Source organism: Haladaptatus sp. R4 (assembly GCF_001625445.1).
Taxonomy (GTDB): domain Archaea; phylum Halobacteriota; class Halobacteria; order Halobacteriales; family Haladaptataceae; genus Haladaptatus.
In genome coordinates this window covers 36,256-49,502 of record NZ_LWHG01000028.1, presented here as the reverse complement: position 1 = coordinate 49,502, position 13,247 = coordinate 36,256, and the positions used below count along the sequence as shown (strand labels likewise).

General features: G+C 63.3%; 12 protein-coding genes and 1 pseudogene. 7 read left to right on the top strand and 6 right to left on the bottom strand.

Annotated elements, in window-relative coordinates; genetic code table 11:
- Position 1: 1 nt before the first annotated feature.
- From A4G99_RS15260 to A4G99_RS15250, 3 genes are read left to right on the top strand one after another with little or no spacing between them, the layout of a single operon-like run.
- Positions 2 to 367: a succinate dehydrogenase hydrophobic membrane anchor subunit gene (locus A4G99_RS15260; RefSeq protein ID WP_066145441.1), complete on the top strand. Its 366-nt coding sequence runs from the start codon at positions 2 to 4 to the stop codon at positions 365 to 367.
- The gene (locus A4G99_RS15255; protein ID WP_066145437.1) at positions 368 to 1,228 is read left to right on the top strand and encodes a succinate dehydrogenase/fumarate reductase iron-sulfur subunit; all 861 of its coding nucleotides are present in this window, start codon (positions 368 to 370) and stop codon (positions 1,226 to 1,228) included.
- Positions 1,229 to 1,244: 16 nt separating this feature from the next.
- Positions 1,245 to 3,080, top strand: a complete 1,836-nt coding sequence (locus A4G99_RS15250) for an FAD-binding protein (RefSeq protein WP_066145432.1) — start codon at positions 1,245 to 1,247, stop codon at positions 3,078 to 3,080.
- Between the two features lie 93 nt (positions 3,081 to 3,173).
- Here A4G99_RS15250 and A4G99_RS15245 read toward each other — a convergent pair whose 3' ends face one another.
- Entirely contained in the window at positions 3,174 to 4,244 is a 1,071-nt protein-coding gene (locus tag A4G99_RS15245; protein WP_066145429.1) for an aminotransferase class I/II-fold pyridoxal phosphate-dependent enzyme, read from the bottom strand.
- Positions 4,245 to 4,454: 210 nt separating this feature from the next.
- On the opposite strand from A4G99_RS15245, the gene A4G99_RS15240 reads away from it, so the two are divergent.
- Positions 4,455 to 4,661, top strand: coding sequence for a hypothetical protein (locus tag A4G99_RS15240; RefSeq protein WP_066145427.1), 207 nt, complete (start codon positions 4,455 to 4,457; stop codon positions 4,659 to 4,661).
- 176 nt (positions 4,662 to 4,837) lie between these two features.
- The gene (locus tag A4G99_RS15235) at positions 4,838 to 5,614 is read left to right on the top strand and encodes a GIDE domain-containing protein (RefSeq protein WP_066145424.1); all 777 of its coding nucleotides are present in this window, start codon (positions 4,838 to 4,840) and stop codon (positions 5,612 to 5,614) included.
- A 372-nt stretch (positions 5,615 to 5,986) separates the two neighbouring features.
- Here A4G99_RS15235 and A4G99_RS15225 read toward each other — a convergent pair whose 3' ends face one another.
- The 4 genes from A4G99_RS15225 to A4G99_RS15210 all read right to left on the bottom strand — a co-directional run bounded on the left by A4G99_RS15225 (position 5,987) and on the right by A4G99_RS15210 (position 9,289).
- Positions 5,987 to 6,364: a hypothetical protein gene (locus tag A4G99_RS15225; protein ID WP_066145416.1), complete on the bottom strand. Its 378-nt coding sequence runs from the start codon at positions 6,362 to 6,364 to the stop codon at positions 5,987 to 5,989.
- A gap of 65 nt (positions 6,365 to 6,429) precedes the next feature.
- On the bottom strand, positions 6,430 to 8,100 hold the full coding sequence (locus tag A4G99_RS15220; RefSeq protein ID WP_066145414.1) for an AarF/ABC1/UbiB kinase family protein: 1,671 nt from the start codon (positions 8,098 to 8,100) through the stop codon (positions 6,430 to 6,432).
- Between the two features lie 6 nt (positions 8,101 to 8,106).
- On the bottom strand, positions 8,107 to 8,463 hold the full coding sequence (locus tag A4G99_RS15215) for an Hsp20/alpha crystallin family protein (protein ID WP_066145412.1): 357 nt from the start codon (positions 8,461 to 8,463) through the stop codon (positions 8,107 to 8,109).
- A 52-nt stretch (positions 8,464 to 8,515) separates the two neighbouring features.
- Positions 8,516 to 9,289, bottom strand: coding sequence for a hypothetical protein (locus A4G99_RS15210; protein WP_066145410.1), 774 nt, complete (start codon positions 9,287 to 9,289; stop codon positions 8,516 to 8,518).
- A 73-nt stretch (positions 9,290 to 9,362) separates the two neighbouring features.
- Between A4G99_RS15210 and glp the strand changes: the two genes are divergently transcribed.
- The gene (gene glp, locus A4G99_RS15205) at positions 9,363 to 10,697 is read left to right on the top strand and encodes a gephyrin-like molybdotransferase Glp (RefSeq protein WP_066145408.1); all 1,335 of its coding nucleotides are present in this window, start codon (positions 9,363 to 9,365) and stop codon (positions 10,695 to 10,697) included.
- Positions 10,694 to 12,626, top strand: a pseudogene (locus A4G99_RS15200) (molybdopterin biosynthesis protein). Before glp ends, A4G99_RS15200 begins: the two are co-directional and overlap by 4 nt.
- On the opposite strand, the gene A4G99_RS15195 reads toward A4G99_RS15200, so the two are convergent.
- Complete coding sequence (locus A4G99_RS15195; protein WP_066145406.1) at positions 12,585 to 13,247, bottom strand: HAD family hydrolase; 663 nt, start codon at positions 13,245 to 13,247, stop codon at positions 12,585 to 12,587. The pseudogene A4G99_RS15200 and the gene A4G99_RS15195 sit on opposite strands and share 42 nt — an antisense overlap.

Sequence of the window (13,247 nt, the reverse complement as noted above, 5' to 3'; positions counted from 1 at the left end):
AATGGCGGAGCGCTACTCCTCGTTCCGAAGCGGCAGCATGTCGTGGTTCCTCCAGCGCGTTACGGCGGCGTTCCTCATCGTCGTGCTGGCGTTCCACCTCTTCATGCTCCACTTCGTCCACCACGCCGAGGACGTGACCTTCCTCGGAACGCAAGCGCGGATGTCCCAGTGGGGGTACTTCGCCACGATGACGTTGTTCCTCCTCACGGCGACGTTCCACGGCGTGAACGGCGTGTACGCGGCCCTGCTGAACCAGGGTCTCACGGGAAGCCGAAAGACGGCGGTGAAATGGGTACTCGTCGTGGCTGGCCTCCTGCTGGCCATTCAGGGTATCTACGTCGCACTCACCATGAACGGGTTGATGTAAATGAGCACGCAACTATCCGAAGACGCGGACCAGGAAAGCGAGACCGAACGCACCGAAACCCCCGGCGACCGCCGACGGGCCGAGAAGGGGGGGAACGAACCATCGAAAGTGCAGGAATCGACCGAGACTGACGGGGAGACGGTTCGCCTCAAGGTGTTCCGCTACGACCCCGAAGTCGAGGGGAAGATGGAACCGCGGTTCGACGAGTTCCACGTTCCGTACGAGAAGGGGATGACCGTCCTCGACGCGCTCATCTACGCGCGTGACCACTTCGACACGACGCTTACCTTCCGTCACTCCTGCCGACAGGCCATCTGCGGCAGCGACGCGCTGTTTATCAACGGCACGCAGCGACTGGGCTGTCAGACCCAGATTTCCGATCTGAAGGGAACGGTTCGCGTCGAACCGCTTCCACACGCGGAAGTCGTCAAGGACCTCGTCGTGGACATGGAGCACTTCTACGACCAGATGCACTCGGTCGAACCGTACTTCCAGACGAGCGAGAAGCCGAGTGACGAACTCGAAGAACAGCGACAATCCCGCGAGAACCGCGAGAAGATCAAGATGTCCACGCGCTGTATCTGGTGTGGGGCATGCATGTCCTCGTGTAACATCGCGGCGGGCGACAACCAGTACCTCGGCCCGGCGGCGCTGAACAAGGCATTCCGGTTCGCCATGGACGACCGCGAGGGCGAGGAGATGCACCAACACCGGTACGACATCCTCGACCAGGAACACGGCGTCTGGCGCTGTCAGACCCAGTTCTCCTGTACGAACGTCTGCCCGAAAGACATCCCGCTGACCGAGCACATCCAGGAACTCAAGCGCTCGGCAGTGAAGAACAACCTCAAGTTCTGGTAAGCCAAATTTAGACACAATGTACGAACACGACGTAATCGTCGTCGGTGCTGGCGGTTCGGGGCTTCGTGCGGCCATCGCGGCCCACGAGCAGGGCGCAGATGTCGCCCTCGTCACGAAGCTTCACCCCGTTCGAAGCCACACCGGCGCAGCGGAAGGCGGTATCAACGCGGCACTCAGAGAGGGCGACGATTGGGAACTCCACGCCTACGACACCATGAAGGGGTCGGACTATCTCGGCGACGCCCCAGCGATCGAAACCCTCTGTCAGGACAGCCCGAAAGAGACCATCCAGCTCGAACACTGGGGAATGGCGTTCTCCCGCGAGGACGACGGACGCGTCTCCCAGCGCCCGTTCGGTGGACTGTCGTTCGCTCGAACGACCTACGCGGGGGCGGAGACGGGTCACCACCTGCTCCACACGATGTACGAGCAGGTCGTCAAACGCGGCATTCAGGTGTACGACGAGTGGTACGTCACCCAACTCGCCGTCACGGACGAGGACGACCCCTCGGAACGTAGCTGTCACGGCGTCGTCGGCTACGACATCCAGACGGGCAAGATCGAAGGTTTCACCGCCAAAAACGGCGTCATCCTGACGACCGGCGGTCTCGGCCAGGTCTTCGACCACACGACCAACGCGGTTGCCAACACCGGCGACGGTGCCGCGATGGCATACCGTGCGGGTGTCCCGCTGGAGGACATGGAGTTCATCCAGTTCCACCCGACGACGCTCCCTTCGACCGGTGTTCTCATCTCCGAAGGTGTGCGTGGCGAAGGTGGCATCCTCTACAACAGCGAGGGAGAACGGTTCATGTTCGAGCACGGCTACGCAAACAACGACGGCGAACTCGCCTCGCGTGACGTGGTCGCCCGTGCCGAACTGACCGAAGTGAACAACGGACGCGGAATCGACGACGAGTACGTCCACCTCGACATGCGCCACCTCGGCGAGGAGCGCATCACGGACCGACTCGAAAACATCCTCCACCTCGCGCGGGACTTCGAGGGCGTCGACGCGCTCGAAGAACCGATGCCGGTCAAACCCGGCCAGCACTACGCGATGGGCGGCATCGAAACCGACGAGAACGGCGAGACCTGTATCTCCGGACTGTACGCCGCGGGCGAGTGTGCCTGCGTGTCCGTCCACGGGTCGAACCGCCTCGGCGGCAACGCCCTGCCGGAACTCATCGTCTTCGGCGCCCGCGCCGGACGCCACGCCGCGGGCGAGGACCTCGGCGAACCGGAGATTCAGACCGGACAGAGCGGCGACATCGAGATGGGCGACGTCGATACGCCCGTCGAACCCGGCGCGGTCGATTCGGACGACGACAGCGCCGTGGCCGACGGCGGGACCTCGCTCGCCGACCCGTCCCAGACCGTCGAAGCCACGTTGGAAGTCGAACGCGCCCGTATCGAGACGCTTCTGGAAAAGGACGACGGCGTCCAGCAGGCCGAACTGCGCGCCAAACTCCAGAAGACGATGACTGACAACGTCAACGTGTTCCGGAACGAGGAAGGTCTCAAGCAGGCGCTCGAAGACATCCACGAGATTCGGAAGTCCTACGGCGACGTGTACGTCAACGACCCGTCGCGCACGTTCAACACCGACCTCATCCACACCATCGAGATGCGCAACCTCCTCGATTTGGGAGAGGCCATCACGCTCGGCGCGCTCGCCCGCGACGAGTTCCGTGGCGCTCACTGGCGCGAGGAGAACCAGAACCGCCGCGACGACGTGTGGCTGAAGCACACGATGCTCTCGTGGAACGACGGCACACCGGAACTCTGGTACAGGCCGACCATCCTCGAAGGCGAGAACAAGAAGTACGAGCCGAAAGTTCGCAGTTACTGACTTCTCCGTTCTCCGCTGTCGTTTTTACTGCTCGAATTCGCTTTTCCGACAGTCGAAACCCTGAAATTCGAAGGTTCGGGATGACAGCGGCGGTTACGCGTGTCGGTCGAGGAACGACTCGACGCGCGCCAGTCCATCCTCCAACTCGTCGGCGGGCAGGCCGAACCCGATGCGGAAGTAGCGGTCGAATCCGAACAGGTTCCCCGGCGCGAGGACGACGCTCTCCTCCTCGACCACGCCGCGACAGAACGCCTCGCCGTCCTCGAAGCCGTCCGGAATCCGGACGAAACCGTTCACACCCACCGGGTCGTACCACTCCAGGCCGTGGTCGTTCACGAACTCCCGCACGCGGCCGCGGTTGCTCGCCGCGAGTTCGCGGTTCTCGGCCAGAATGTCCTCCTCGTGCTCGCCGAGCGCCTGCCGGGCGACGTGCTGGTCGATGATACCCGGCGAGATTGTCGTGTAATCCTTCCACTCCCACGCGCCGTCCACGACTTCCTCCGCCCCGACGAGCCACCCGAACCGAAGTCCGGCGAGTCCGTACGCCTTCGTCAAACTCGTCGTGCTGATGCCGAACTCGCCCATGCTCGCCACGGGGTCAACCGGATCGTCGGACAGCAGTCGGTACACTTCGTCGCAGAGCAGGTACGCCCCAGCGTCCTCCGCGAGGTCGTAGAGCGCTTCGACCGTCTCTTGCGGGTGATACCGCCCGGTCGGGTTGTTCGGGTTGTTCAGGACGATGACGTTCATCTCCTCTCGAATCGCGTCGGCGACGGCGTCCACGTCGAGTTCCCACTCGGGCGGTTCGAGCGACACCCTCGTCACCTCGCCCATCGAATCGGGCACCGCGTGGAGGGCCTGATAGGTCGGGGTGACCACTACGGCGTGGCTATCCTCGTCTAGTAGGCTCAGGAAGGCCAGAAAGTTCGCCTCCTGCGTTCCGCAGGTGAACAGCACCTCGTCGGCGCTCCGGCCGTAGCGCTCGCCCACCTCGGCGCGGAACTCGGGGTCGCCGTTCGTCGGGATGACGTAGCCCAACTCGCCGGGGTTCAGGTCGAAGCGGTTGGCGTCGAGGCTCCGGATGCCGCTCTCGGCCAGCATGATGTCGGCTTCGTGTTCGTATTCGGCGAACCAGCGCTCCAAGCCGAAGGGTTCGATCTGCATACCGAGTCTTGGCGAGGAGGAGGGGAAAAGCTACGGAATGTGGCAGTCGGGGAGCGGGTGTTTTCGGGGACGGTCGGAACGGAGTCGCGGTGGGAGTGGGTGACTCGCCTTGGTCGTGGACGACTCGTCGATTCAATCGAACGCCGATCGCCGTCGATTGCTTGTATCTGCAAGCAATAGCTGTATCCACCGTCGCTGGCAATTAAGTTCGTGCCAGACATCGGTAATCCAATCGGCTTCGACCTCGCGACCGTTCTCACCGGATCGGGGCTTACGCTCCTCCTGTCCGCGGCCATCCTGAAATACGGTGACCAACTCCAGTACAGCACACCGAAACTATACGGAATCGGCGGTATCGTCCTCGTCGTGGTGGGTGTTCTGTTCGGTCTCTTCCTCGTACTGACCGGAAACCGCTGAGTTCCGGCCTCGCAATTTCACCAGTCCAGCGGCCGTTCGGTGAAGCAGTCGGTTCGAGCGACTCACAAAGACATTCTGGGGTCTTTTTTGACACACTATCGATCTCCTACTCCCCGCCCGCTTGCGCACTTCGATACGCAAGCTTATGTCGGACCAGTAGCAATCGCTGACAACTGATGGTTCACGTCTCCCTTCTCTGGCGGGCGGGAATCGGCGTGACGCTGCTCGTCGTCGGTCTCTACCAGATGAACAAAGGTCGCAATCGGTGGGCGCAAGCCGAACGAATCGCCGATGTCGAAACCACGCGAATCCGGGACCTCCGGCCCGGAGGGGTCGAGATCAAGGGAACTGTCCAACCCCCCGAGAACGGGAACCTGTTCGAATCCCCGATCGAAACAACGGATGCGATAGTCGCTCACGTCACGGTCGAGGAGGAGCAAGGCGTTGACGGCGGTTCCAGTTGGGAGACCATTCACGAGGCGGTGCTCGGCGGACCGATAACCATCGATGACGGTACCGGAACGATACGAGTCGAACTGCCCTTGGGAGAGGGGTTGAATCTACAGGGGATCGAAACGAAGGTCGGTCGTGGTGACGAACCCCCCGAGAAAATCCGACGCTACGTGGCGAACGAACCCGCAGTCGAGGAAGCCACCCGGAAGAGCTACGGCCCGGTGAAGGCCGGTGACAGCCGACGGTACTCGGAGGGGGTGATCGAACCGGGAGAAGACGTCTACGTGCTCGGCAATGCTCGAAGGTGGCGGGGAAACTGGGAAGGCCCGGAGTTCGTCATCGACGCGCCAACGGAGGGCGGCGATTTCATCCTCTCGGATAAGTCCGAGAACGATTTGGTCAAGGAGGGGAAGGACGGTGCGGTGCTCCCGTTCGCGGTCGGTGGCCTCTTCGTAATTCTTGGTCTCGTGTACGCCGTCCTCCCGTGGCTCTCTCTGTAAAAATCGTGTGTCGGTAGAGGAACCCTCCGTCTACTCCCCGTCCCGTTCCCAGAAGTTCTGACGTGGGAGGTGGGAGAGTCGATAGACCGATAGACTATCGATGGAGAGAGTGTCCACTTCTTTTTTACATGGATATCGTATTGAAATTGAAGATGAGGGCGATGTTCTACTTCCGCGGTTCGGGAAAATGCACAGGCACGACACGACTTCAGTACGAGAATCTCCCGTATGTGGGGGATACGGTCGTCCTCCGCGATGGGTCGTACCGAGTTACCGACGTGCTCTTGGAACCCATAGATGAAGAATCGGAAATCGCAGAGATAGAGATCACATCGACCCCGGTCGTCCGTTCGAGGGTATCGTGAATTCGACTCAGGGGATGCCGAGGTACTGATGGCGGCGATAGAGGTACAACAGGGCGAACGGGATGCCGATGCCGAACCACATGGCGACGCCGAGGAGGACGTATTCGGAACGGGGTTTCCACTCGGACACCGACGCGACGTACTTTCGGTCGAAGTGGATACCGATGGCGACGGCGGCGGGCGCAGTGAGTAACGCAAGCCCGAGAACGAACGTTATCGGAGCGGGGAGCGTCGAAACCGAGAGCGGCGGTTCGCTGTGGAGCACGAATCCGGCGACCCCGAGTGCGACGGTGGCGATGAAAGCAGAAATCAAACCCGGCAACAGGAGTATCCACCAGTGGCTCTCGTGGTCGCTGGTGCTGGAGGGAGTGACGGTGGTCGTCATTGTTCAATTCAATGACCAGAGTTTGGAAAAGGATTGTGGAACGAATCGAACACGAATCGGTTTCCCTACTCCCCGTCCCGTTCCCGCAAGTTCTGTCGGGTGAACTGTGGGGTCGTTCGAATCCCGCGCCGTTTGCGGAACGAACGATAGAGCAGGAACGTGACGAACAGCGAAATCAGTCCGGCGACGGCGGCGGCGGGGAACGCCTCTGCGACGTACAACACCGCCGTCGTCAACCCGCCGAACGCGAGCAGGATGCCGTAGATGAGCCGTTTGGCCAGCAGGTCGAACACGTCGTTGTCGTCCTCGATGCTGACGCGGGCGTACAGGTCGTCGCGGTCGATTCTGTCCAACGCGCGCTCCAGTTTGGGCGGCGTCCGGACGAGCGACTGGGCCGACGCCTGTAGCTGATCGCCCGTCTCCGAGACGTACTGTTTGATGGATTCCTCGCGGTACCCCTCCTCGGTGAGGTACTCCGTCGCCACCGCGATGAAGTCGAAACCGGGATCGAGGGTGACACAGACGCCCTCCACGACCGTCGCCACCCGAAGCACGAGCGCGAGGTTCGACGGCAGGCGGAGCGGGAACTCGTAGATAGTGTCCTCGACCTGCGAGACGATCTGCTGGACGCGATAGGTCTCGATGTCCTCGCCGCGGGCGTCCTCGATGGCGAGTTCCATCACCTGTCCCATCGTCCTGCGGTCGGCTTCGGGGCTGAGGGTTCCCATCTCGATGAGCGCGTCGAGGATGCCTTCGATGTCCTGATTCGCCACCGCGATGTAGAACTCGACGATCTTGCGCTGGATGAAGTCGTCCACGTGCCCGCTCATGCCGAAGTCGTAGAAGATGATGCTGCCATCGTCCGTGACGGCGAGGTTACCGGGATGCGGGTCCGCGTGGAACACGCCGTCCTGAATTATCATCTGGAGGTAGGCCCGCTGGAGGTTTACGGCGAGTTCGTGGCGGTCGAGTCCCTCCTCGTCAAGTTCGTCTATCCGGTTGATCTTCGTGCCGCCGAGGAACTCCATCGTGAGGACGCGGGAACCGGAGTGGCTATCGATGACGCGCGGGATGACGATATCGGGGTCGTCCTCGAAGTTCGTCCGAATCTCGTTCAGCATCGACGCCTCGCGGCCGTAATCCATCTCCTCCCGAATCGTCCGGCCGAACTCGTCGGCGAGGTTTTCGAGCGAGAAAGCCCGTCCCTGCCCCAGAAATCGCATGAGGATGGGGAGCGACCAGCGGATGACTCGCAGGTCGGCCTCGACCAGGTCCTCGATGCCGGGGCGTCTGACCTTCACCGCGACGCGCTCGCCGTCGACCCGCGCGTCGTACACCTGCCCGAGACTCGCGCCGCTTATCGCGTCCGTGTCGAACTCCGCGAAGTTGGCCTCGACGGGACCGAGTTCCGCTTCGAGGCCGTTTCGAGCGTCCTCCCACGGGGCGGGCGGGACTTCGTCTTGCAGTTTCGAAAGCTCGTCCACGTACTCCGGCGGGAGAACGTCGGGACGGCTCGACAGTAGTTGCCCGAGTTTGATGAACGTCGGACCGAGGGTCAAAAGCGAACTGAGGAGCGTATCCGCCCGCTCCCGTCGCATCTCGCTCGTCACCTGCCGCGACGACCCGAAGAACAGGAAGCGATTCCGGTCGCGGGCATAGCTCACCAACAGCGGCAGGAACTGCCATGCGACGATAACGAACCGACGATATGCGCGGAGAAATACCAGTGTGACCACCCGCGCTTAGCGGCTCGTAACCGGCACCGACTCCTCCGGAGCCGACGTCCGTTTCGGGAGCGTGATTTCGAGTACACCGCGGGAAACCGTCGCTTCCGCACCCGAACCGGTCGCATCCGGCGGAAGCGGAAGTTCGGCATCGAGGAAGAGCGGACGTTCTTCGCTCAGGTAGTCGAACTCGATGGGAACGTCCTTCTCGCGCCGCGCTTCGATCTGGAGGCGGCCATTCGTCACGTCGATGTCGATAGTTTCCTCGGTGACGCCGGGCATGTCGAGGACGAGGAGGTACTCCCCGTCGCTCTCCAGTAGGTCTGCGAACACGGCATCCGGGAGTTCTCGCAACGCATCGCGCAGCGCTGACATAGTTCCGTCTTAGGACGCAGGGCCGAAAAAGGGTGCGGTCTTGGCGGTCGAATTACAGGCCGAGGACGAACGCGCCGATGGCGAAAAACAGGACTCCGGCGAACACGTACGGGAGTCCCTTCCACGCCGCACGTCGCGCTGCACCGCGTTCGTCCGTATCCGAGATGACGAACTTGGTGTCGTCGCCGGACCCGATGATGGTGTTTACCTCCCCGGCTTCGCTCCCCGCACTGGCGTCGTACCGCGCTTCGCCGAGGATGTGAACCGATTCGCCGACATCGAGGCGTCTCTCGACGTATTTTCGGTCCTTTCCGGTGTTCAACTCGAACAGTTTCAGGTCGAGGCTCTTCTCCTCCGACCCGACGTCCTTGTTTCGCCGAATAAACTCCCGTATCGATTCGGGCGGCCGTTTCCCGCCGCGAACGTCGATGGAACGCTCGGCACTCAACCGAAAGTCAGCCGAGCGGGGGTCGACGAGCGCGCTGGCCGTCCCGTCCTCGATGCGAAACGCCGTGAAGTTGTAGCCGCTGTCGATGGTCGTCCAACTACGACCGTTCTTGGAGTTTCGTTCCTCCTTTACTTCGTACTCGTATGCCAGACATTCGTTCCCGGTAAACGGTGACGTGAGGGTTCCGCCCTGGGCTTGCGCGGTACCTTCCACCTCGACAGGCCCGCCGTCACCGAGCGACATCACGTCGCTCGGGTCGTTGGTCAGGATTCGATACGAGAGGAGGAGTTCGCGCCCGCCGTACCACAACAGGGCACAGCCGAGAACCGCGGCAACGGCGGCGATCAGCAGGGCGAGCGGTTGATCAGGGAGGGCCATGCCGAACCGTGTTGTCTACGAGACGATAAGTGTTCCCCGCTTCCTTTTTGCCCGCCGTCCCGAACGGGTTCATATGAGCGACCACCAACCGGACAGAAAGCAGTCCGGGTTCAAGGAAACGACACGCGTGGCGGCGGCGCGTGAGCAACTACAAGAGGTCGTCGCCGGACACGACCGCACCGAATCCGTCCCGCTGCTCGACGCGGATGATCGGGTGCTCGCCGAGGAAGTCGTCGCCCCGCGAAACGTCCCCCACTACTCGCAGGCCGCGATGGACGGCTACGCCGTCAGGGCAGAGGACACCTTCGGAGCGGGCGGCCGGTCGCCCGAAGCCCTCCGAAGAGCGGAGGAAATGGGCCCCGGCGCGGCAGTTCGGGTCCACACCGGGAGCGAAGTACCGGCGGGGGCGGACGCGATAGTGATGATAGAGCAAACGGATCGATTCGGAGACGAGATCGAAGTGTTCGACGCCGTCGCGGAGGGCGAAAACGTCGCGTCCGTCGGCGAGGACGTCGAGAAAGGACAGTCACTCTACGAGCAGGGACATCGTCTGCGGCCGTCCGACCTCGGCATGCTGAAATCCGTCGGCGTGCGCGAGGTGACCGTCTACGAACCGCCGCGCGTCGCCGTGATTCCGACCGGCGAGGAACTCGTGCAAACCGATCCCGAGCCGGGTGAAGTGGTCGAAACCAACGGGCTCACGGTTTCCCGGTTCGTGGAACGGTGGGGTGGCGACGCGACGTATCACGACGTGGTGACCGACGACGAGACGGCGCTCCGCGAGGCGATCGAGTCGAACCTCGACCACGACATCGTCGTCACGACGGGTGGCTCGTCCGTGGGGGAACGGGACCTGCTTCCGGAAGTCGTCGACTCCATCGGCGACGTGATCGTCCACGGCGTCGCGCTGAAACCGGGCCACCCGGTCGCCCTCGGCATCATCGGGCATAGCCCGATTGGCAGCCAGAACTCGAAGAGTTCTGGCAATATCGTCGAACACGACACGATGGCCAGTGAAAATTCTGAGAATTCGGAGGATTCCGACCCGGATGGCGAGGAAACCCCGATCGTGATGTTGCCGGGTTATCCGGTCGCCTGCATCATCAACGCCATCCAGTTCGTCCGGCCCGCGCTGAAGTGGACGGGCAACCTGCCGCTCGATGACTTCCCGACGACGGATGCACGGCTCGAACGCAAGATTCGAAGCGAACCCGGTATCAGGTCGTTCGTTCGGGTGACGGTGAACGAGGACGGGGAAGAGCGGTCAGCCACCCCCACGCGAGCGAGCGGTTCGGGCATCCTCTCCAGCGTCGCGCTGGCGGATGGATGGGTCGAAGTACCCGAGGAGCGCGAGGGGATTCCAGCGGGAGAGACCGTCGCGGTCGGAAACTGGGAGTGGTCGGCATGACCGATCGAAAGGAGTTCCGCGACCTCGCGGAACCCGAGGAGGCACACGAAGCGATCGCCTCGTTGGACCTCTCGGCGACCGCGAGCACGTCCCGCTCACCGAAGCGCGCGGTAGAGTACTGGCCGAGCGACTCGACGCCGACCGCGACGTGCCGGGGTTCGACCGGGCGAGCATGGACGGCTTCGCGGTCCAGGCGAGGGATACCTTCGGCGCGAACGAGGCCGACCCCGCCGTCCTCGACCTCGTGGGGGAGGTGCACGCGGGGACGGAACCCGACGTGGAGGTCGGCGAGGGCGAAGCCGTCGAGATTTCCACCGGGGCGGTGATGCCGCCCGGCGCGGACGCCGTGGTGATGGTCGAACGAACCGACTACGTCGAGCGCGACGGCGCGGACGGCGTGGAAGTCCGTACCGCTCTCACGCCCGGAGAACACACCATGCTCGCCGGTGCGGACATCGCGGCGGGCCAACGAGCGCTCGGACCCGGAACGCGACTCACCGCCCGCGAAATCGGGCTGCTGTCGGCGCTCGGCGCGGACGAAGTGCCCGTCCGCGGAACGCCGACCGTCGGCATCATCTCCACCGGCGACGAACTCGTCCGTCCCGGCAACCCGCTTTCGGACGAGTCGGGACAGATCTACGACGTAAACAGTTACACGACGCGGCCGCCGTGGCGGAGGCGGGCGGAGACCCTGTCCTCTATCCGCACGCTGGCGACGACTACGAGGAGATGGAGCGCCTGCTGTTGGAGGCATCCGAGGAGTGCGACCTGGTCCTGTCGTCCGGATCGACCAGCGCGAGCGCGGTGGACGTGATCTACCGCGTCATCGAATCGCGCGGCGAACTCCTGCTCCACGGCGTCGCCGTCAAACCCGGCAAACCGATGCTCGTCGGGCGGTTCCCCGATTCGGCGTACGTCGGCCTGCCGGGGTATCCCGTCTCCGCGCTGACCATCTTCCAGACCTTCGTCGCGCCCGCCATCCGCGACGCCGCTGGACTCCCGGAACCGGCCACGGCGACCGTCGAAGCCCGGATGGCCGCCGAGGAACGCTACGACGAGGGCCGGATGCGACTCATGCCGACCGGCTTGGTCGAGGACGAACACGGCCGCACGCTCGCCTATCCGGTGGACAAGGGAAGCGGAGCGACGACCAGCCTCGTGGAAGCCGACGGCGTCGTGACGGTCCCACCGGATACGGCGTATCTCGGGGAAGGCGAGGAAGTCTCCGTGCGACTGTTCTCGCCCGACGTTCGGACCCCCTCGGTCCTCGGCGTCGGCGAGGACGACCCCGCGCTCTCCCGACTGCTCGACTCTCTCGACTCGCCGCGCTATCTCCCGTTCGGTAGCCGGGAAGGCCTGCGCCGCCTCCGGAACGGCGTGCCGGATTTCGCGGTGGTTTCAGGAGACGCCGAGCGTGGTTCGACTGGGACGGCGAACGACTCCGCCTCGGACGCGAGCGGCGGCACCGAACTGGCGTCTTATCACCGCGAGTGGGGACTGGTCGTCCCGTCCGGAAATCCCGAGGACATCGACGGGTTGGCCGACCTCGTGGACCGAGACCTGCGGTTCATCAACCGTGGGACCGACTCCGGCCTCCGGACGACGCTCGGCAACGCAGTCGCCGACCTCGCCGACGAGCGCGATACGACCCGTCGCGAACTGGTCGAATCCGTCGACGGGTTCGAACTCACCGTGAAGGCCCACGAAAGCCCGGCGAGAAAAGTTTCGGCGGGCGCGGCGGATGCGGGCCTCGGCCTGCGTTCGACGGCGGAAAAACTCGGATTGGGATTCGTGTCCCTCGGCGAGGAACGAGTTCGAATCCTCGTCAATCCAAACCGCGAGGAGAAGGAGGGCGTAGCGGAACTGGCCGCGGCGGTCGATTCGACGTTAGTCGGTGTTCTCGAACGTCTGCCGGGAGTTCATCCATAGCTCGTCGAAGCTGTTGATCCGATAATCGCCGAGGACACACTGTTTTCTCCGGGACGGGTCGTGGCGTTCGACGTGGACGGCGTCCAATCCCGCGTTCCACGCCGCACCGATGTCGCTCGACCCGTCGCCGGCGAGGACGCCACGCTCGTTCGTGCCGACGCCGAGTTGTGTCATGGCGTGTTCGACCGGTTCGGGATTCGGTTTCCAGCCCAACTGTTCGTCACAGCAGACGACGGTGTCGAACCAGTCGCGGATGTCGAGTCCGTCGAGCACCGGGTCGGTCAAAAAGCGCTGACAGTGGGTTACCAATCCGACCGGGCAGTCGAGGTCGGCGACGAATTCGGCGTCGTCGTAAAGGAAAGTGTTCTCCGCGCGGACCTGCGGGTCCTCGATGGAGTGGAACACCTCCCAGAACTCGACGGGGTCGATACCCCACGCGCTGAGTTGTGCGTCGCGTGACCCGCCGAGACCGTGCCAGATGATTTCGGATTCGTAGTCGGTAAATTCGCGTCCGAGACGGTCGCTCACGCGGTCGAACACCGAGCGAACGTACGCCGGGTCGATGTCGATGAGCGTCCCGTCCAGATCGAGCAGCCAAAAATCGTACTCACGGGCGACCAT